This window comes from Nocardioides sp. CCNWLW216, from assembly GCF_037120545.1.
GTDB classification, from domain to species: Bacteria; Actinomycetota; Actinomycetes; order Propionibacteriales; family Nocardioidaceae; genus Nocardioides; species Nocardioides lianchengensis.
In genome coordinates this window covers 175983-196644 of record NZ_JBBBBJ010000008.1, presented here as the reverse complement: position 1 = coordinate 196644, position 20662 = coordinate 175983, and the positions used below count along the sequence as shown (strand labels likewise).

Annotated in this window: 14 protein-coding genes; 9 read left to right on the top strand and 5 right to left on the bottom strand. The window is 73.2% G+C overall.

Going from position 1 to position 20662, the window contains the following annotated elements:
* The first annotated feature begins 8 nt into the window (after positions 1-8).
* From V7S47_RS18405 to V7S47_RS18395, 3 genes are read left to right on the top strand one after another with little or no spacing between them, the layout of a single operon-like run.
* Complete coding sequence (locus tag V7S47_RS18405; RefSeq protein WP_336562934.1) at positions 9-941, top strand: LPS biosynthesis choline kinase; 933 nt, start codon at positions 9-11, stop codon at positions 939-941.
* Positions 934-3375, top strand: coding sequence for a GcvT family protein (locus tag V7S47_RS18400; RefSeq protein ID WP_336562932.1), 2442 nt, complete (start codon positions 934-936; stop codon positions 3373-3375). The genes V7S47_RS18405 and V7S47_RS18400 overlap by 8 nt, the downstream gene beginning before the upstream one ends.
* A gap of 52 nt (positions 3376-3427) precedes the next feature.
* Positions 3428-4912, top strand: a complete 1485-nt coding sequence (locus V7S47_RS18395; protein ID WP_336562931.1) for a PAS domain-containing sensor histidine kinase — start codon at positions 3428-3430, stop codon at positions 4910-4912.
* A gap of 48 nt (positions 4913-4960) precedes the next feature.
* Here V7S47_RS18395 and V7S47_RS18390 read toward each other — a convergent pair whose 3' ends face one another.
* The gene (locus tag V7S47_RS18390) at positions 4961-6550 is read right to left on the bottom strand and encodes a catalase (RefSeq protein WP_442945362.1); all 1590 of its coding nucleotides are present in this window, start codon (positions 6548-6550) and stop codon (positions 4961-4963) included.
* 144 nt (positions 6551-6694) lie between these two features.
* Here V7S47_RS18390 and V7S47_RS18385 point away from each other — a divergent pair, with 144 nt between their 5' ends.
* A complete protein-coding gene (locus V7S47_RS18385; protein WP_336562929.1) occupies positions 6695-7813 on the top strand; it encodes a PP2C family protein-serine/threonine phosphatase in 1119 nt (372 codons plus the stop codon).
* A gap of 35 nt (positions 7814-7848) precedes the next feature.
* On the opposite strand, the gene V7S47_RS18380 is transcribed toward V7S47_RS18385, so the two are convergent.
* From V7S47_RS18380 to V7S47_RS18370, 3 genes are all read right to left on the bottom strand, one after another.
* A complete protein-coding gene (locus tag V7S47_RS18380) occupies positions 7849-8484 on the bottom strand; it encodes an alpha/beta fold hydrolase (RefSeq protein ID WP_336562927.1) in 636 nt (211 codons plus the stop codon).
* A 43-nt stretch (positions 8485-8527) separates the two neighbouring features.
* Entirely contained in the window at positions 8528-10597 is a 2070-nt protein-coding gene (locus tag V7S47_RS18375) for a sensor histidine kinase (protein WP_336562926.1), read from the bottom strand.
* Positions 10598-10804: 207 nt separating this feature from the next.
* Positions 10805-11416, bottom strand: coding sequence for a hypothetical protein (locus V7S47_RS18370; protein WP_336562925.1), 612 nt, complete (start codon positions 11414-11416; stop codon positions 10805-10807).
* A gap of 429 nt (positions 11417-11845) precedes the next feature.
* Between V7S47_RS18370 and V7S47_RS18365 the strand changes: the two genes are divergently transcribed.
* Positions 11846-12997 (top strand): LLM class flavin-dependent oxidoreductase, encoded by a 1152-nt coding sequence (locus V7S47_RS18365; protein WP_336562924.1) that lies wholly within the window; start codon positions 11846-11848, stop codon positions 12995-12997.
* The gene (locus tag V7S47_RS18360; protein WP_336562923.1) at positions 12994-13611 is read left to right on the top strand and encodes a CE1759 family FMN reductase; all 618 of its coding nucleotides are present in this window, start codon (positions 12994-12996) and stop codon (positions 13609-13611) included. Before V7S47_RS18365 ends, V7S47_RS18360 begins: the two co-directional genes overlap by 4 nt.
* A gap of 70 nt (positions 13612-13681) precedes the next feature.
* On the opposite strand, the gene V7S47_RS18355 is transcribed toward V7S47_RS18360, so the two are convergent.
* Positions 13682-14212 (bottom strand): YbhB/YbcL family Raf kinase inhibitor-like protein, encoded by a 531-nt coding sequence (locus V7S47_RS18355; protein WP_336562922.1) that lies wholly within the window; start codon positions 14210-14212, stop codon positions 13682-13684.
* Positions 14213-14307: 95 nt separating this feature from the next.
* Here V7S47_RS18355 and cobA point away from each other — a divergent pair, with 95 nt between their 5' ends.
* The 3 genes from cobA to V7S47_RS18340 all read left to right on the top strand — a co-directional run bounded on the left by cobA (position 14308) and on the right by V7S47_RS18340 (position 20661).
* Positions 14308-15648: a uroporphyrinogen-III C-methyltransferase gene (gene cobA / locus V7S47_RS18350; protein ID WP_336562921.1), complete on the top strand. Its 1341-nt coding sequence runs from the start codon at positions 14308-14310 to the stop codon at positions 15646-15648.
* A complete protein-coding gene (locus V7S47_RS18345) occupies positions 15648-16451 on the top strand; it encodes a TrmH family RNA methyltransferase (protein ID WP_336562920.1) in 804 nt (267 codons plus the stop codon). Before cobA ends, V7S47_RS18345 begins: the two co-directional genes overlap by 1 nt.
* 184 nt (positions 16452-16635) lie before the next feature.
* On the top strand, positions 16636-20661 hold the full coding sequence (locus V7S47_RS18340) for an Ig-like domain repeat protein (protein ID WP_336562919.1): 4026 nt from the start codon (positions 16636-16638) through the stop codon (positions 20659-20661).
* The last annotated feature ends 1 nt before the right edge of the window (position 20662 follow it).

Here is a 20662-nt window from a genome sequence, read left to right as displayed (position 1 = left end):
ACCCGATCGTGACGGGAACGACCGGCCCGGTCGCCGGGGCCGACCTGGACCGCCTCGCCTGCCTGGCGGGGCGGTCCTGGGTCATGGCCGACCTGCCCGGCGGGCTGACCAACCGCAACGTCCGGGTCACCACCACCGACGACGGACCGCCGCTGGACCTGGTGGTCCGCTGCTCCCAGGGCGACCCGGGACTGCTGGGCATCGACCGCGACGCCGAGCACGCGAACACGGTGGCCGCCGCGGCGGCCGGGGTGGGAGCGCCGGTCGTCGAGTACCGGCCCGACCTCGGGATGCTGGTGATCGGCTTCCTGGAGGGACGCACCCTGGAGGACGCGGACTTCGCGGACCCGGGGGTCCTGCAGCGGTCCGCGGACGCCTGCCGACGGCTGCACGCCGGGCCCGCCTTCACGGGCCGGTTCGACATGTTCGCGCGGCAGGCGTCGTACCGTGCGACGGTGCGCGACCACGGCTTCCGCCTCCCCGCGTCGTACGACGACCACGCGGTCGCGTGGGACGACGTACGACGGGCGCTGGCGGCCGCGCCGCGTCCGGGGGTGCCCTGCAACAACGACCTGCTGGCAGCGAACTACGTGGACGACGGGGACAACGTGCGGCTGATCGACTACGAGTACTCGGGCACCAACGACGCCTGCTTCGAGCTCGGCAACACCAGCACCGAGTGCGACTTCACACCCGAGCAGGTGGAGGCCTGGACGGAGGCCTACTTCGGCGACCCGACGCCCGCCGACCTCGCCCGGGTGCAGGTCCAGGCCCTGTGCAGCGAGTACGGCTGGGCGCTGTGGGGCTTCATCCAGGCGACGGCGAGTCCGGTCGACTTCGACTTCTTCGGCTGGGGCCTGGAACGGTACGAGAAGGCGGTCGCGCGGTTCCGCTCGCCGGGGCTGCCCCGGCTGCTCGAGACGGTGGCCACCGGTGGCTGACCTCCCGTCGCGCGCCCGGGTCGTGATCGTGGGCGGGGGCGTGATCGGCACGTCGGTCGCCTACCACCTGACCCGGCTCGGCTGGACCGACGTGGTGCTGCTGGAGCAGGGCCGACTCTCGGGTGGGACCACCTGGCACGCGGCCGGCCTGGTCGGCCCGCTGCGAGCCTCCGAGAGCGGCACCCGCCTGGTGCAGTACTCCGCCGAGCTCTACGACTCGCTGGAGGCCGAGACCGGGCTGGCCACCGGCTACCGCAACGTCGGAGGCGTCATCGTCGCGCGCACCGAGGACCGGATGGTGCAGCTGCGCCGTACGGCGGCCAACGCGGCGGCCTACGACCTGCCCTGCGAGCTGGTGAGCCCGGAGCGGGCGCAGGAGCTGTGGGCGCCGATGCGGGTCGACGACCTGCGGGGCGCGCTGTGGCTACCGGGCGACGGCAAGGTCAACCCGACCGACCTGACCCAGTCGCTCGCGAAGGGAGCCCGCCAGCGCGGCGCGCGGATCGTCGAGAGGGTCCGGGTCACCGGCTTCGACGTGACCGAGACCCCGGCCGGGCGACGCGTCACCGGGGTGCGGACCGACGAGGGCGACGTCGAGGCCGAGGTGGTCGTCAACTGCGCCGGTCAGTGGGCCAAGGCGCTCGGCGACCTGGTCGGCGTGACCGTCCCGCTGCACTCCGCCGAGCACTTCTACGTCGTCACCGAGGCGATCGAGGGCGCGCACCCGGACCTGCCGATCATGCGCGACCCGGACGGCTGGACCTACTTCAAGGAGGAGGTCGGCGGCCTGGTCGTGGGCGGCTTCGAGCCCGAGGCCAAGCCCTGGCGCTCGCCCGACGACCTGCCGTACCCGTTCGAGTTCCAGCTCCTCGAGGAGGACTGGGACCACTTCTCGGTCCTGATGGACGAGGCGCTGCTGCGGATCCCGGCGCTCGAGCACACCGGCATCCGCAAGTTCTACAACGGGCCCGAGTCGTTCACGCCCGACAACCAGTTCCTGCTCGGCGAGGCGCCCGAGCTGGACGGCTTCTTCGTTGGGGCCGGGTTCAACTCGGTCGGCATCGCATCAGCCGGTGGGGCGGGGCGCGCTCTTGCCGAGTGGATCGTGGCGGGGGAGCCGCAGGACGACCTGGTCGGCGTCGACGTACGACGCTTCGCGCCGTTCCACGGTGACAACGCCTGGCTGCGCTCGCGGGTCGCCGAGGTGCTCGGCCTGCACTACGCCATCCCGTGGCCGCACCGCGAGCTCGAGTCGGGCCGTCCGCAGCGGGTCTCGCCGCTGCACGAGCGGCTGGCCGCGAAGGGCGCCGTGTTCGGCACCCGGATGGGCTGGGAGCGGCCGCTCGTCCTCGGCCCCGCCGAGCTCGACCACACCTGGGGCCGGCCGGACTGGCTGGCCGCCTCGGCCGCCGAGCAGCGGGCCTGTCGGGAGGCCGTCGCGATCTTCGACCAGACCTCGTTCTCCAAGTACGTCGTCGCCGGCCCGCAGGCCCTCGCCGCGCTGCAGTGGCTGTGCGCGGCCGACGTCGACGTCGCGGTCGGCGGCTGCGTCTACACGCCGTTCCTCAACGCCCGCGGCGGCTACGAGGCCGACCTGACCGTCACCCGGACGGGCCCGGAGGACTTCCTGCTGGTGTCCAGCTCGGCGACCACGGTCCGCGACCTGGACTGGATCCGGCGGCAGAGCGCGGCGGCCGGCGTCGGCGTCCGGGGCACCGACGTCACCGAGGCGTACGCCGTGCTCGGACTGATGGGCCCGCGCTCGCGCGAGCTGCTCGCGGGCCTGACCCCCGCCGACCTGTCGGAGGAGGGCTTCCCGTTCGCCACCAGCCGCGAGGTCCAGATCGCCGGCTCGACCGTCCGCGCGACCCGGATGACCTACGTCGGCGAGCTGGGCTGGGAGCTGATGGTCCCGGTCACCGAGGCGCCCGGCGTGTACGACGCGATCGCGGCTGCCGGCTCGTCGTACGGGCTGGTGGACGCGGGCTACTCGGCGATCGAGTCGCTGCGCCTGGAGAAGGGCTACCGCGCCTTCGGGCGCGAGCTGACCCCGGTGCTCACGCCGGTCGAGGCCGGCCTGGTCTTCGCCACCGCGCTGGCCGGCCACAAGCCGTTCCTCGGACGGGCGGCGCTGGAGGCGCATCGGGCCGAGCTGGCCCGCGGGGGAGCCCGGCGCCGGGTGGTGTCGATCGCGCTGGCCGACCCGGAGCCGATGCTGTGGGGCGGCGAGCTGCTGCTGCGCGACGGCGCGCCGGTCGGGCAGGTGACCAGTGCGGCCTGGGGCGAGACCGTGGGTGCCTGCGTGGGCCTCGCGCTGCTGCGCCACGACGGCCCGGTCACGGCCGACGAGCTGGCGGCCGGGGGCTACCAGGTGGATGTCGGGGGCGACCGGCACGACGTCCGGGTCACCCTGCGGGCGCCGCTGGCGGGCTGACGGATCGACGTCGCCTACCGTTCTCCCTACCGAGCGAGCGAGGGGGTGCGGGGTGGACGGACCTGACAACTCCGCTCTGTGGCGGCTGACGCTCGAGTACTCCCCGGTCGGGATGGCCCTGGTCGACCTCGACGGCAGCCTGCTCCTGGTCAACCGGGCGCTGTCCGAGATGCTCGGGTACGACGTCGAGTCGCTCACCCAGCGCGACTTCCAGCAGCTGACCCACCCCGAGGACCTGGACGCCGACCTGGAGCTCTTCCGCCAGTCGCTCGCGGGCGTGATCGACGACTACCGGGTGCGCAAGCGCTACCTGCACGCCGACGGCCACGTCGTCTGGGGCGACCTGTCGGTCGCCGTCGTGCGCGACCCCGTCGGCGAGCCCCTCTACTTCATCTCGCAGATCCTCGACGTGAGCGAGCAGCAGGAGTACGAGCAACGACTCCAGGCCGCCAACGCGGCCCTGGAGAAGGAGCGCAACGCGCTCGAGGCGATCTTCGAGACGGTCACCGTGGGCCTGCTGCTGATCGACGCCGAGGGCCGCTACGAGCGGATGAACCGGCGGCACGAGGAGACCATGCGGCTGCCGTTCCCCGACGGCCACGACGGGGCGGCCGGCCAGCTCGGGCACGTCTACCACCCGGACGGCCAGACCCTGATGACCCGCGACGAGATGCCGTCGTACCGCGCGGCCCAGGGGGAGGAGTTCGACGGCTACACCTACTGGGTGGGCTCGGACCCGCTGACCCGGGCGGCGTTCTCGACCTCGGCCCGGCAGGTGCGGGGGCCGGGCGGCGAGCGGCTGGGGGCGGCCCTGGCCTACCAGGAGATCACCGAGCTGATGCGGGCGATGCAGGTCCAGGACGAGTTCGTGTCGTCGGTGTCCCACGAGCTGCGCACCCCGCTGACCTCGGTCCTCGGCCACCTCGAGATGCTGGCCGACGAGGAGCTCCCGCCGGGCGTGGCCTCGCAGCTGCGGGTCGTGCAGCGCAACGCCAGCCGGCTCGCCGCCCTGGTCACCGACCTCCTGCTGGTGGCCCAGGTCGGCGAGCACGGCCTGCGCCTGCAGGCCCGGTCCGTCGATCTGAGCGCGGTCGTGCGCGAGTGTGTCCTGGCGGCCCGGCCGGACGCCGACAAGGCCCAGGTCGATCTCGCGGTGCTGCTGCCCGACCGGCTGGTCACGGTCGTCGACGAGCAGCGGATCCGCCAGGTGCTCGACAACCTGGTCTCGAACGCCGTGAAGTACAGCCCCGAGGGCGGTGCGGCCACGATCGCGCTGCGCGACCTCGGCGAGACTGTCGAGCTGTCCGTCACCGACACCGGCATCGGCATCCCGCCCGACGACGTCGAGCGGGTCTTCACCCGGTTCTTCCGAGGCGGCCACGCCCTCGACCAGCACATCCCGGGCACCGGCCTCGGGCTGAACATCGTCAGCTCGATCGTCGCCGCCCACGGCGGGACGGTGTCGCTGGACAGCGAGGTCGGTGTCGGTAGCACCTTCCGGGTGACCTTGCCGCACCGCCCCGCTGCCGGTGGCTGAGGAGGGACGAAGTCCCGTCTCAAGACCCCGTACGACGCGAAGCCGGCCTCAGCCGGCGTGCGTGTCGGACTCCCGGAAGGCGCCCTCGGCGTCCTCCTTCGCGACGTCATCCTGACCGCCCGGCCCACCGAGGTCGGCGTCGGCGCGGACCAGCTCCTCGATCCGCTTCGCGCAGTCCGCGTCGACGCGGCGCCAGTAGTCGAAGGCGCGCTCGAGGACCTCGCCCTCGACCCCGCCGAGCAGGTGGCCGGCGACGGTCTTCACGAACAGCTCGCGCTGCTCGTCGCCCCACACCTCGCGGACCAGGGCACCGGCCTGGGAGAAGTCGTCGTCGTCCGCGCGCAGGGTGTAGGCCTGCCGGACCATGGCGCCGTCGGTCTCCCAGCCGTCCTCGACCTCACCCACCTGGTCGGCGTAGCCGCGGCCGAACGAGTTGGGGGCGTAGACCGGGTCGTCGGCCCGGTGCTCGTAGGCCATCGGGCCGTCCTGCGTGTAGGTGTTCACCGCAGTGCGGGGGCGGTTGACCGGGAGCTGGAGATAGTTCGGCCCGATCCGGTAGCGGTGGGTGTCGGAGTAGGCGAACGCCCGGCCGAGCAGCATCTTGTCGGGCGAGAACCCGATCCCCGGGACCAGGGCCGACGGCTCGAAGGCGGCCTGCTCGATCTGGGCGAAGAAGTTCTCGGGGTTGCGGTTCAGGGTCATCGTGCCGACCTTGACCAGCGGGTAGTCGGCGTGCGGCCAGACCTTGGTCAGGTCGAACGGGTTGATCCGGTAGGTCCGGGCGTCGGCGTACGGCATCAGCTGGACCGAGAGCGTCCACGAGGGGAACTCCTCGCGGGCGATCGCCTCGTAGAGGTCACGGCGGTGGAAGTCGGCGTCCTCACCGGCGATCTTGGTGGCCTGCTCGTCGGTCAGGGACTCGACGCCCTGGTCGCTGTGGAAGTGGTACTTGACCCAGTGCTTCTCGCCGGCGGCGTTGATCCACAGGTAGGTGTGGGAGCCGTAGCCGTTCATGTGCCGGTAGGTCCGCGGGATGCCGCGATCGCCCATCAGGTAGGTGACCTGGTGGGCCGACTCCGGGTTGAGGCTCCAGAAGTCCCACTGCATGTTGTTGTCGCGCAGCCCCGAACCGCCGCGGCGCTTCTGGGAGCGGATGAAGTGGGGGAACTTCATCGTGTCGCGGACGAAGAAGACCGGGGTGTTGTTGCCGACCAGGTCGTAGTTGCCCTCGTCGGTGTAGAACTTCAGCGCGAAGCCGCGCGGGTCGCGCCAGGTGTCGGGGGAGCCCTGCTCGCCGGCGACGGTCGAGAACCGCGCCAGCATCTCGGTCGAGGCACCCGGCTGGAACAGCGCGGCCTTCGTGTACGCCGACACGTCCTCGGTCGTCTCGAAGGCCCCGAAGGCCCCCGAGCCCTTGGCGTGCACGTTGCGCTCCGGGACCCGCTCGCGGTTGAAGTGGGCCATCTGGTTGACGAAGTGGACGTCGTGGAGGAGCAGCGGGCCGTCCGGGCCGAGGGTCAGCGAGTTCCGGTCGCTGGGCGCCGGCGCCCCGTTGTCGGTCGTGGAGCCGAGGGCAGCCTCGGACGTCGGGGCGGTCGCGGCGGCGGAGCCGTCGGTGGGCTGGGGTACGTCGGTCATGGTCGCCTCCTGGTCGCGGTTCTGCGGGGTCTCCGACCGTTACCCGGCGTACCGAACGGCACACGGGGACTGGAGTCGCTCCAGTGAACGGCGGAGCACGCCGTCGATCCGTGACGTCGGTGGGCAACGGAATAGTCTGCTCGCGTGCGAGGCCAGCGGGGGACGTTCACCGACCGGGTCTCGAGGTATGCCCAGGAGCGGGTCCTGGGCTGGCGCTCGGGCTCCCAGCAGAGCCAGCTCCTGGTGCTCGCCGCGCTCCTGGTCGGCGTGGCGGTCTCGTTCGTCGTCTCGGTGGCCGACTACGAGATCATGCCGCTCACCACGTACTTCGTCTGGCTCCTGCTCGGGATGGTGCTGCTGCGCTTCCGGCCGCTGGTGGTGCTGACGCTCACGGCGAGCGCGGCGGCGGTCGCCGCTCTGCTGGTCAGCGAGACGTCGCTCAACGGCGCCCGGGTCTCGGCCCTCGTCTCGCTGGCCGTCTCGGTGGCGATCATCCTGTTCCAGTCGAGTCGACAGCGCTCCGGCCTCCCGGCCGCGCTCGGAGAGGCGATGCTCGCCGACCTCCGCGACCTCCAGCAGGCCCAGGCCACGGTGCCCGAGCTGCCCGCCGGCTGGCTCTCGCAGTCGGCGATGCGCACGGCCCACGGCGTCGGGTACGCCGGCGACTTCCTGGTCGCCGAGCTCTCTCCTGACGGTCGTCGCCTCGAGATGGTGCTGGTCGACGTGATCGGCAGCGGGGTGAAGGCGAGCCCGCGGGCGCTGCAGTTCGCCGGCGCCCTGGGCGGTCTGATCGGTGCGCTGCCGCCGCGCGAGCTGCTCGCGGCCGCCAACGACTTCCTGCTGCGCCAGCACTCCGACGAGACCTTCGCCACCGCGGTGCACGTCCTCGTGGACCTGCCGACGGGGGAGTACGGCATCTTCAGCGCGGGTCACCCGCCCGCGTTGCGCTGGGACGCCGGGGACCGCGAGTGGTCGGTCGACAACGCTCGCGGCACCGCCCTCGGCATCGCACCCGACCCGGAGCTGCACCTGAGCGCCGGACTGCTCGGCCCGGGCGACGCGCTCCTGTTCTACACCGACGGCGTGGTGGAGTCGCGGCACGCCGACCTCGACACCGGGATCGACTGGCTGCGCGGGGTCGCCCGCAAGGCGATGGCCAGCGGCCTCGACGGGGCGGCCCGGCGCATCGTCCGCCAGGTCGATCGCGGCGACGACGACCGGGCCGTGCTGGTCCTCGGCCGGACCCTCACCACCGACGCCTGAGCGAACAGCAGGCCTCGACGGGGATCAGGACGCTGCTAGACCGACGAGCAGCGCGGCGAGCGCGGCCGGTCGGCTGAGGGGTGCGCAGTGGCCGGCGGAGAGCTCGGCGGGGTCGGTGATCCCGAGGCGCTCGGCGGCGACCCGGCGCTGGAGGTCGGGCGCCAGGAACCGGTGTGGGCGGTGACGACGTACCGGGTCCGCTCGGGCGGCCACGGAGGGCCGGGCCACGGCTCGGTGCTGAGACGCTCGCTCGTCGGGCGCTCGTGGGCGATCGCCTCGGCGGCGAGGGCCGGGTTGACGTCGTGGTAGTAGGTGGCCAACGGTCCGTCGTCCGTGACCGCCGTCCACCCGACGTGGTCGAACCAGTCCGCGGCACTCTCGCCCGGCTGCGGCACCAGGCCGGCCAGGTGGACGACCAGGCGGGCGTCGAGGCGCCCGGCCGCCAGGGGAGCAGCGAACCCGCCCGCCGAGTGACCGACGACCACGACGTCCTCCGCACCGACCGCGGCGTGGGCAGCCGCGGTCGCCACGTCGGCCCAGGTCGCGTCCGCCCGGTCGGTCGGCAGGTCCGGCGCGACCGCGTCGTGCCCGAGATCCCAGAGCTCTGGCTGAACCAGGTGCCAGGCCCAGCCGCCGTCGCCGGAGCCGTGGAGCAGCACGAAGGTGGTCATGGCGTGCTGACCCGGCCCGGGGGCCGGAGTCATCGGTGGTCGGTCAGGCCGAGACCCGCAGGCGTCGTACCTCGGCGGTGACCTCGGCGGTGATCGCGGCGGGGACGTCGGCCGGGGCCGCCGGCAGCGTGATCCGGAACGTCGACCCCGCGCCGCCCGGGCCGTCGAGGACGGCGATCGTCCCGCCGTGGCGGGCGACGATGGTGCGGCAGATGCTCAGACCCAGGCCGGTGCCGGAGAACTCGGCGCGTTGAGCGTGAGCACGGTGGAACTTGTCGAAGATCGCCTCGCGCTGGTCGGGCGGCACTCCGATGCCGTTGTCGGAGATGTCGACCACGACGTGGCCGTCCTCGGCGTGCCCGGCGACCACGATGCGCGGGACCACGCCCGGCTCGACGTACTTGACGGCGTTGCCGACGAGGTTGTGGAGGAGCTGGCGGACCAGGGCGGGATCGGCGAGCACGGCCGGCACGTGGGCGGCGACGACCTCGTCGGCGATGCCGTGCAGCGCGGCGGCGTCGCGGACCAGCGGGAGCAGGTCGAGCACCTCGGGCTCGATCTGCTGGCCCTCGCTGCGGGCGTCGGCCAGCAGGTCGTCGATGAGCGCGCCCATCCGGACCGAGGCCTCGAGCGCCCGGCCCAGGGCCAGCTGGAGCTCCGGCGGGTCGACCGGGTCGTCGCCGGCGAGGTCGCGACCGATGTCGAGCCAGCCGCGGAGCGCGGTCAGTGGATTGCGCAGGTCGTGGGCGACGACGCTCGCGAAGTCGGCGAGCTGGTCGCGGCGCTCGCGCTCCTCGCTCACGTCGCGGAGCAGGAGGACCGCGCCGGGGCCCTCGCCGTACGGCGCGATGTTGGCCAGCCCGGTCGCCGTGGCCGACAGGAACCGGGCGGTGTGGTCGGCGTTGACGACGACGAGGTCGTGGGCGCCGACCCTCTCGTCCGCGCCGGCGCTCAACAGCGGGTGATGGCGGGCGTCGAGGCGGTGCCCGTCGAGGTCGAGCAGGTCGAGGTCCTGGACCCGGCTCACCGGACCCGTCCGGGAGCGGGACATCAGGGCGCGGGCGGCGTCGTTCGCCGTCGCGATGCTGCCGTCGGCGGAGACCACCACGAGCCCCTCGGCCGTCGATTCGGCGACCGCTCGCCACAGCTCGGCGCGGGCCGTCGAGACGTTCTCGGTCCACCGCAGCCGGGCCAGCGCGACCTCGCGCTCCTGCCGGATGGTGGCCAGCGAGAGCGCGACCACGACGACGGCGGCGACGAAGAGCTGGGTCAGCGCGGCCTCGACCTCGAGGTTGCCGACCGCCGTGAACGGGCCGGAGCCGTGCAGCGTGAGGGTGACCGCCACGGTGCCGCAGCCGATGGAGTGGGCGACGGCGACGACGGGAGAGAAGCGCAGGCCCACCCAGGCGCTCAGGCCGAGCAGCGGGAACGCGATCGGCATGCCGTGCTGGAGGAACGCGCTCAGGTAGCCGGCCAGCGACAGCACGACCAGCATCGCGAGCTCGGGCACCCGGCTCCAGGTCCGCACGCTCGCCGCGGTCGTCAGCTCCGGACCGAACCGCAGCCGGTGCGCGACCAGGTGGACCACGCAGGTGACCGCCAGGATGCCGGTGAGGTTGCGACCCCACCACAGCAGCGAGCTCTGCCAGCCGGCCAGATCGGTGAACAGCGCCAGCCCGAGCGAGCCCGCGCTCGTCCCCGCCAGGGAGCCGGCGAGCGCCGCGGTCAGCAAGGCGCTCAGACCGACCGTCGTCGAGAACGTCGTACGACCGCCGACGCCCCACAGCTCCGGCTTACGACGGCGCAGGACGTGAGCCGCCACGGCCGCCTGCCCGACGTTGGCGACGACGGCGATCAGCGCCAGGGCGGGCGTCGCCCCGGTGAGCCGGTTCACCGCGAGGGTCGCCAGCGCGAGGAGGGCGACGTCCAGCACCCACTCCCGCTGCTGCCGGGGGCGCAGGAACCACAGCACCGCGATCCCCGCCGCCGGCCAGACCAGGCTCAGTGCCTGCTCGTCGATGATCGTGGCCCGTCCCGCGAACGCCATCACGACGTACGCCGCGAGGAACCCGCATCGGGTCGCCCACGCGGGCAGGCGGACGTGCGTTGGCATCCGTGGTCCTCTCCGGCGCGCTCGGACGCCTGCCTCACCTTCGGCCTCGCGGCGGTGGACCTGAGCGGCGGTCTGCGACGTCGTCGCCCACCGCCGGTCGAGGCCGCGGCACCGGTGGGGTCGCCGGTGGCCGAGCAGGTCGCGCAGCGGCCGTGTCGAGACCCGGTGCCTCCCGGCGCGAGGGTCGCCGTCCGCCCGGGGCCCGGCTCAGAGCACGCCCGAGGACGTGAAGCCCCAGTCGGCGCCCATGGGGAGCCCGCCGTACGTCGCCAGGTGCACCTGCTCCAGCACGAGCAGTGTCGGTAGCTCCCGGTGATGCCGCGCGCGGGCCAGCAGCGCCTGGAGCGCCGCGAGCCGGGTCGGATCCGTGGGCGGGCCCGCCGTGAGCAGGTTGACCGCGGCGGCATCCGCCGCCGGGTCGACGCCGGTGACGAGGCTCGCGTGCCCGGTCGGCCGGGTGGCCAGGACGTGCCGTGCTGCGCGGACCTCGTCACCGAACCACCGTCGCGGCGAGGACGGCGTCACCTCGGTGAGACGGAGCTGGCGCCGGGGCGTCGCCTTCTGCGCCCGCCTCCGCACGGCGTACTCCGCCTCCGCGACGGCCCGGAGTCGCCGCTCGTCGTCGACCGCGGCCAGCGCCTCGAGGATCGGGAAGCCGGAGTCGCGTCGGGCGCGGCCGAGACGCCGCTCGAGGTAGGTCCAAGTCGCGGGATAGTCCATGGCCTGGGAGTGCTGGAGACAGGACCCGAGGGCGGACAGGCGGTGGGAGCGCGGCAGGGACTCGTCCCGCACCCGCGCGCCGTATCCCCGGTAGCCCATTCCGGAAGGGTAGGGCGCCGGCAGTGCTCAGCGCCCGGCGTACAGGTCCCGGATGACGTCCTCGATGTCGGGTTCCTGGATCGACAGGTCGGCCACGTCGTACGACGACGCGACGGCCGCGACGATCGGCGCGGCGCTCGCGTCGGACGGGAAGGAGAGCCACTGGCGTGGGCCTTCGACCCGTCGGCGTAGCTGTAGATCACGCCGAAGACCGAGTTCGTGAAGATGCCGGCCAGGGTCGCGGCGCGGTAGGTGCTGTAGCGGCGGAACGCCCGGGAGGCGATCGCGGCGTACAGGGTCACTGGCCCCAGGCTAGTGCTGGACGACCTCGGGGGCGACGGAATACTGACGTGCCGGGCGCAGTTCAACTCGATAGTTCGAGATTCAACCACTAGGGTTGGCATCCGGACCCCAGCAGCGGAGGCAGTCATGCAGATCGGCATCTTCAGCGTCGGCGACGTGACGCCCGACCCCACCACGGGCCGGACGCCCAGCGAGCACGAGCGGATCAAGGCCACGGTCGAGATCGCCAAGCACGCCGAAGAGGTGGGTCTGGACGTCTTCGCCACGGGCGAGCACCACAACCCGCCGTTCATCTCGTCGAATCCCACGGCGACCCTGGCCTACATCGGCGCCAAGACCGAGCGGATCATCCTCTCGACCGCGACCACCCTGATCACCACCACCGACCCGGTGCTGATCGCGGAGGACTACGCCAAGATCCAGCACCTCACCGACGGTCGTGTCGACCTGATGATGGGCCGCGGCAACACCGGCCCGGTCTACCCGTGGTTCGGCAAGGACATCCGACAGGGCCTGAACCTGGCGATCGAGAACTACGCCCTGCTGAGGCGCCTCTGGAACGAGGACGTCGTGAACTGGGAGGGCAAGTTCCGGACGCCGCTCCAGGGCTACACGAGCACGCCGCGCCCGCTCGACGGCGTCGCGCCGTTCGTGTGGCACGGCTCGATCCGCAGCCCCGAGATCGCCGAGCAGGCGGCCTACTACGGCGACGGCTTCTTCCACAACCACATCTTCTGGCCGGCCGGCCACACCAAGCAGATGGTCGACCTCTACCGGCGCCGGTTCGAGCACTACGGGCACGGGACGGCGGAGCAGGCGATCGTCGGCCTCGGCGGGCAGTTCTTCATGCGCAAGGACAGCCAGGCCGCGGTCAAGGAGTTCCGCCCCTACTTCGATAACGCCCCGGTCTACGGCCACGGCCCGTCGCTGGAGGACTTCACCGAAGCCACCCCGCTGACCGTCGGCTCGCCGCAGCAGGTGCTCGAGCGCACCCTCTCCTTCCGGGAGTACGTCGGTGACTACCAACGCCAGCTGTTCCTCGTCGACCACGCGGGCCTGCCGCTGAAGACGGTGCTGGAGCAGCTCGACCTGCTGGGCGAGATCCTGCCGGAGATGCGGAAGGGCTTCGCCGAGGGCCGCAGCCCGAACGCCCCCGAGGCGCCCACCCACGCCTCGCTGGTCGCCAAGGCCGGCGGCCCGCACGACACGACCGTGCACGCGGTCGACGACGTCACCGGACACCGGGCCGAGGAGCTTGCTGAAGAGGTGTCCGCATGACGACGCGAATCGTGGTCGTCTCGGCCGGCCTCAGCAACCCGTCCTCGACGCGGCTGCTGGCCGACCGGCTGGCCGCCGCGACGACCGAGGCGCTCGAGGAGGTCGAGCTCACCCAGGTGGAGCTGCGCGACCTGGCCCACGAGCTCACCGACCACCTGCTGACCGGCTTCCCCGCTCCGGCCCTCGCGGCCGCCATCGCGGCGGTCCGCGAGGCCGACGGACTGGTCGTGGTCACGCCGGTGTTCTCGGCGTCGTACTCCGGGCTGTTCAAGACGTTCTTCGACGTGCTCGAGGCCGGCACCCTCGAGGCCAAGCCGGTGCTGGTCGCCGCGACGGCCGGCACGGCGCGGCACTCGCTGGTGCTCGACCACGCCCTGCGGCCGCTGTTCGCCTATCTGCGGGCGATCGTGGTGCCGACGGGGGTCTTCGCGGCCACCGACGACTTCGGCGACACCGGTCTGCAGCAGCGGATCGAGCAGGCCGCGGGCGAGCTCGCCGCGCTGGCCGGCAAGGTGCAGAGCCCTGGCGCGGCCCGGGTTCGCCGTACGGTCGAGGACGAGTTCTCGGAGCCGACCCCGTTCGAGCAGCTCCTGAGGAACGCCTCCGGCCGCTGACCTGCGGAAAGACGCGCCGAGTCGGCGCACATGTGCGCCGACTCGGCGGAGTCATCCACAGGCGTGCGGATCAGTGGGCGTAGGTGCCGTGGAGGATGGCGCGGCCGGCCGTCTTGAAGGCCAGGTTGAAGGAGACGACCGCGGGGCTCGCGGACGCGTCGACGCCGAGGGTCTCCTCGGTGACGGCGTGCACGACGAAGAAGTAGCGGTGCACCTGGTCGCCCGGCGGGGGAGCGGCACCCATGAACGCCTGCGTCCCGCCGTCGTTGCGGACCATGAAGGCGCCGCCCGGCAACGCGGCGCCCTCGGCGCCGGCACCCGCCGGGAGCGACGTGACGTCGGCCGGCAGGTCGACCAGGACCCAATGCCAGAAGCCGCTCGGGGTCGGTGCGTCCGGGTCGAAGCAGGTGACGGTGAAACTCTTGGTGCCCTCCGGCGCACCGGACCAGGACAGCTGCGGCGAGGTGTCGCCGGCCGAGTTGACCTGGTCGTCCTTCAACGGCTGACCGTCGGTGACGTCGTCACTGGTCACCGTGAACGACGGTACGGCGGGCAGCAGGTCGTAGGGGTTCGGGGTGACGGGGCGGTCCAGGGAGGTCATCGGTCTCCTATCGCAGTCGAGGGTCTCGTCCGAACGTAGTCCGGCCACCGAACCCGTGCCCAGGGTCCGGGAGGGGCACACGGGATGATGGGCCGGTGGACGACTTCCCGACGTACCCCTCCGGGCTCCGACTCGCCGACCGACGCGTCGTCGTGGTCGGAGGCGGGCACGTGGCCCAGCGGCGAGTGCCGCAGCTGATCGCCGTCGGTGCCGATGTGCACCTCGTGTCGCCGGAGGTGACGCCGGCCATCGAGGGGCTGGTGGGCTCGGGCGAGGTGACCTGGCACGAGCGGGGCTTCGAGGACGCCGACCTCGACGAGACCTGGTACTGCATCGCCGCCACGGACGACACCGCCGTGAACGAGCAGGTGAGCGCGGCGGCCGAGGTGCGCCGGGTGTTCTGCGTGCGCGCCGACGACGGGACCAAGGCCACCGCTTGGACTCCGGCCACCGGCCGCCACGACGGGGTCACCGTGGCCGTCCTGTGCAACCGCGAGCCGCAGCGCTCGGCCCGGATCCGCGACGAGATCCTCGAGGAGATGCGCGAGGGCACCATCGCTGCGCCCAAGCAACGCGAGCGTACGGCGGGCGTCGTGCTGGTCGGCGGGGGCCCGGGCGACCCCGAGCTGATCAGCATCGCCGGCCGCAAGGCGCTGATGGACGCCGACGTCGTGGTGGCCGACCGGCTCGCGCCGCGCGAGCTGCTCGGTGACCTCGGTCCGGACGTCGAGCTGGTCGACGTGGCCAAGCTCCCGCGCGGGCGCAGTGCGATGCAGGAGGAGATCAACCGCGTGATCGTCGAGCGCGCGCTCGCCGGCAAGCGGGTGGTCCGGTTCAAGGGCGGCGACAACTTCGTCTTCGGCCGCGGCTACGAGGAGATCCTGGCCTGCCGCGAGGCGGGCGTGCCGGTGACCGTGATCCCGGGACTCACCAGCCCGGTCGCCGTCCCCGCCGCCGCCGGGATCCCGGTGACCCACCGCGGGGTCGCCCACGAGTTCACCGTCATCTCCGGGCACATCCCGCCCGGGCACCCCGACTCGCTGACCAACTGGCCGGCCGTCGCCCAGCTGGGCGGGACCCTGGTGCTGATGATGGCGGTCGAGAACGCCCCCCGGATCGCCGAGGCGCTGCTCGCCGGCGGGCGGTCCGCCGACACCCCGGTGGGAGTGGTCTGCGACGGCACCATGCCGGGGGAGCGGACGGTCCTCGCGACCCTGGGCACGCTCGAGGCCCGGCTCGCCGAGGAGCAGGTCAAGCCGCCCGCGATCATCGTGGTCGGCGACGTGGTGGCCGTGGCCCACCCCGCGGCTTTCGGTGGTCGAGTGGCCGGCGCGCCATCTTCCGGTGGTCGAGTAGCCGGTGAGGGACGAACCGGCGCGCCATCTTCCGGTGGTCGAGTAGCCGGTGAGGGACGAACCGGCGTATCGAGACCCTGATGGCGACCGTCGTCGAGATCACCGACCCCGCCGACCCGCGGCTGGCCGACTACCGCGACCTGCGCGACGTCGAGCTGCGCAAGCACCTCGAGGCCGAGCACGGACTCTTCCTCGCCGAGGGCGAGAAGGTCGTACGACGGGCCGTCGAGGGCGGATTCACCCCGCGGTCGTTCCTGATGGCCCCCCGCTGGCTCGACGGGCTGGCCGACGTCCTCGCCACCACCGACGCCCCCTGCTACGTGCTGTCCGAGGCGCTGGCCGAGGAGATCACCGGCTTCCACGTGCATCGAGGCGCGTTGGCGTCGCTGGAGCGCCGAGCGCTGCCGAGCGTGGCCGAGGTGCTCGCCGGTGCCCGGTCGGTCCTGGTCCTCGAGGAGCTCATCGACCACACCAACGTCGGCGCCGTCTTCCGCAGCGGCGCCGCCCTCGGCTTCGACGCCGTGCTGCTGGCCCCGCGCTGCGCCGACCCGTTCTACCGCCGGGCGATCAAGGTCGCGATGGGCGCCGTGTTCACCATGCCCTGGACCCGCCTCCCCGACTGGTACGACGCCCTGCCGGACCTGTCCGCCGCCGGCTTCACGACCGTCGCGCTCACCCTCGCCGAGGACGCCGTCGCGATCGACGAAGCGGTCGCCGGACTCGACAAGGTCGCCCTCGTGCTGGGCTCCGAGGGTCACGGGCTCTCGCCGCGCTGGGAGCGGTCCGCGGACCGGCGGGCGATCATCCCGATGCGCGAGGGCATCGACTCGCTCAACGTGGCCGCCGCGAGTGCCGTGGCCTGCTACGTCACAGCCCGGCGCTGACGCGTTCGCGACTTTCCCTGCGGTTCCGGGTCCGGGTGGCCGATGCTCTGCGCGGGTGCCGGCCACGAGGGGGACACGGATGAGGCGCGCAGGTACGGCTCTGGTGGCCGCGGTGCTCGGACTGTCGACACTCCTACCGCTGGCCGCCGCGGACGCGGCGATCCCGAGGACGCTCGATCAGACAGTGGACCCGACCCCGACCCTGCACGTCGACCCGGTCGACCTGCCCCGCCCGGTCAAGGGACGTACGGCGCTGCGCCTCCTCGGCGACCAGGTGGACGAGGCCGCCGACCTGAACGGCGTCTCGACCGCGCAGCTGCGCGAGGTGCTGCGCACCGACGACACGGCCTGGCTGACCAGCGGGGGACTGCTGCACTTCAAGGAGCCGGTGGTCGCCGAGCGGGCGGCACCGCCCACCCCGGCGCAGGCGGCGTCGTACCCGCTGGCGCAGACCTTCGCGTTGCACAGCAAGCCCGGCTCACAGCACACGATCTTCATCGACGTGGACGGGGCGACGGTCAGCGGGACCGAGTGGCACGCGCAGTACCCCACGACCCCGACGACCCATCCGGCCTGGGACCCGGCCGGTGACGGTGCGGCCTTCTCCGACCCCGAGCTCGCGATCGTGCAGGAGCTCTGGGCGCGCGTCGCCGAGGACTACGCGCCGTTCGACGTCGACGTCACCACCCAGGACCCCGGCGCCGCCGCCATCCTGCGATCGTCGGCGGCGGACCCGGTCTACGGCGCACACGCGCTCGTCTCGCCCAGCAACGCGTTCGTGACGATCTGCGACTCGAAGTGCGGCGGTGTCGCCTTCCTCGACGTCTTCGACAAGGCCTACGGGCCGGGCGGGAACGGCTACGGCTACACCCAGCCGGCCTGGGTCTTCCCGCAGGGCACCGGCGACGACCCGAAGAGCGTCGCCGAGGCCCTCGCCCACGAGGTCGGTCACCAGCTCGGGCTCACCCACGACGGCAACGCGACGGAGGGCTACGACGCCGGGCACGGGTCCTGGGCGCCGATCATGGGCCTCGGCTACTACCGGCCGATCAGCCAGTGGAGCAAGGGCGACTACGCCTCCGCCAACAACCAGGAGGACGACGTCGCGATCATCGGCGGGATCCTCGGCCTGCGGACCGACGAGGCCCCCTCGACCACCTCCGGCGCGCCGACGGTCCCGGGCGGCACGTCGTACGTCTCGAGCCGGACCGACGTCGACACCTACCGCCTCGGGACCTGCACGGGCTCGGTGACGGTCGCGGCTGCGCCACTCCTCGCCGGGGGCGCCGACCTGGACATCGGGCTGACCCTGCTGGACGGCTCCGGGACCGTGGTGGCCTCGGCCGACCCGCCCTCGGCGACGGTGGACGCCCGAACCGCCTCGGGCCTGGACGCGACGATCACCGCCGGCGTGCCGCCCGGGGAGTACTTCGTGTCGGTCGACGGGGTGGGGCGCGGCACCTGGTCCGACGGGTACGACGACTACGGGTCGCTGGGGGCCTACACCGTGGACCTGATCGGCGGGTGCGACGGTGGCGTCGCCGCCGGTGCGCCCGGAGCGCCCGGCGGTCCGACCGCGACGTCGACGACGACCACCACGGTGACCCTCGACTGGACCGCTCCCGCGGACACCGGCAGCTCCGCGATCACCGGCTACCGGCTGACCCGGTCCGGGAGCGACCAGGTCGTCGACCTCGGATCCGGCACGACGTCGTACACCTGGATCGGGCTGAGCAGCGCGACGTCGTACCTCTTCTCGGTGGCGGCGGTGAACGCCAGCGGACCCGGGGTGGGTACCGCGGTCTCGGCGAGCACCCTCGCGGCGCGTCCCTCGGTCCCGCAGGCGGTGACGGCGCGATGGAGCCGCCCCGTCGAAGGGGTGCAGTGGCGGTGGACCGCGCCGGCGTCCGACGGCGGGCTGCCCCTGGCGGCCTACGACCTGTACGTCGACCGCACCGAGGTGGGATCGGTGCCCGCGGCGACGACCGGCGTGAACCTCACCGGCCTCGAGGCGGGCAGCTACACCCTGGGCGTGGCCGCCCGGAACTCCGAGGGCTCGGGGCCGGCCGCCGAGACGACCGTCGTGGTCCCCGGCCCCCCGGCCAACGACGCCTTCACCGCGCGGACGGTCCTGGCCGCGCCCTCCGGCTCGGTGAGCGACGACAACACAGCGGCCACCGCGGAGGCCGGGGAACCGTCTCCGCCGTCCGCCTTCGCGGGAGCCGGGGCCGCCTCGGTCTGGTACTCATGGACCGCCGCCGCGACGGGACCGGTGACCCTGAGCACCTCGTCCGCGATCGCCGACCGCGACACCACCCTGGCGGTCTACACCGGCAGCACGCTGCCGGCGCTGGACCTGGTCGCCGGCAACGACGACGTCAGCGCGGCCGACTACCTGTCCCGGGTGTCCTTCGGTGCCACGGCGGGCACGACCTACGCGATCGCGGTGGACGGCTATCCCGGGATCCCGGCCGGCACCGGCGCCTTCACCCTCACCTGGTCCGGGCCGACCCCTCCGGCCGAGACCACCACCGGGGTCAGCTCCACGGTGACGGGCCGCACGGTCACCCTGACCGCCCAGGTCACCGCGGCGCCCGGCCCGCCCGCCGGCGCGGTCGTCTTCCGTGCGGGCACGACCGAGCTCGCCAGTGTGCCGGTCACCGCGGGGTCGGCGTCGTACGTCGTGACGGGCGTGGGTGCTGGACCGCGGACCTTCACCGCGACCTTCGTCCCGTCCGACGCCACGGCATACGCCGGCTCCACCGGCTCGACCACGGTCGAGCTGCCGGCGGTGCCCACGACGACCGCGCTGAGCGTCCAGCGCAGCGCACGGGCGGTGACGCTCGTGGCGACGGCCACCTCGGAGGCCGGGGTCCCCGCGGGCCGCGCCCGGTTCTGGGACGGCGGGGTGATGCTCGGCGAGCGTCCCGTCAGTGGCGGCGCGGCGACCCTCGTGGTCGAGGCTGTCACCACCGGTGCGCATACGTACGAGGTCGAGTTCCACCCCGCCGACCCGGAGGACTTCGCGTCCTCCGTCTCCGCGACGTACCCGCTGTCCGTCAGCGCGAGCCCGACGACCACGACCCTCACGGCCGTCGGCGTCGAGGGCTCCCAGGTGACCTGGTCGGCCGCGGTGACCAGCGCAGACGGCGTCCCGACGGGCACGGTGGACCTGTACGCCGGTCCCGCCTCCGGCCCGGCGGTGAGCTCGGTCGTGCTGCACGACGGAGCGGCCCTGGCCGGCTTCACCCTGCCACCGGGCGGCTACGACCTGGTCGCCGTCTACCGACCGCTCGACGACACCTGGGCGCCCTCGGAGTCGGCCCCGACGACCCGGACCGTCGACGAGCCACCGGTGGACCCGGTCGCGACGACGACGACGCTCGAGGTGTTGGTCGCCGGCCGCACGGTGACCCTGACCGGCACGGTCGGCAGCGGGTCCGGCACCCCGGCGGGGTCGGTGCAGTTCCTCGACGGGGCGACGGTGCTCCAGGTCGTCCCCCTGGTCGGTGGCGCGGCGTCGACGTCGCGGGTCGTCGGGGCGGGCGAGCACGTCTTCCGGGCGGAGTACCTTCCGGCCGATCCGGCCCTCCACGCGGGCTCGTCCTCGGCGGTCCAGACCCACACGGTGCTGCCGACGTCGACGAGCAGCGCGCTGGCGGCCTCGGTCCGCGCCACGACGGTCACCCTCACGTCGAGCGTGTCCGCCGTCGGTGGGGAGGAGTCGACCGGCACGGTCCGGTTCGAGGAGGCGGGCCGGGTCGTGGGCACGGCCTCCGTCGTGTCCGGCCGGGCGTCGCTCGTGCTGAGCGGTGTCGCGCCCGGGGTCCACGCCTACCGAGCCATCTTCGTCCCGACCGGACCGGACCAGGCCGGCTCGACGTCAGCGGCCCGCACGGTCACGGTCGTGGCCCCGCGGATCGCGTCGCGCACGACGCTCACCGCGCCGCGGACCGTCAGGGCCGGGGCCCGGCCGACGGTCACCATCCGAGTCCTGCGCGGCACAGCGCCCGTCGCCGGATCGGTGGTCCTGCGCTACGGCGCGAAGCGGGCGACCCTGCCGCTGCGCGGCGGCAGGGCGACGTTCAGGCTCCCGAAGGTCAAGGCGGGGACCCTCCGGCTGACCGCGACGTACGGCGGTTCCACGACCACCACGGCCTCGAGCGCGACGACCTCGATGACGGTGAAGAAGGCCAAACGGACGAGGTGAG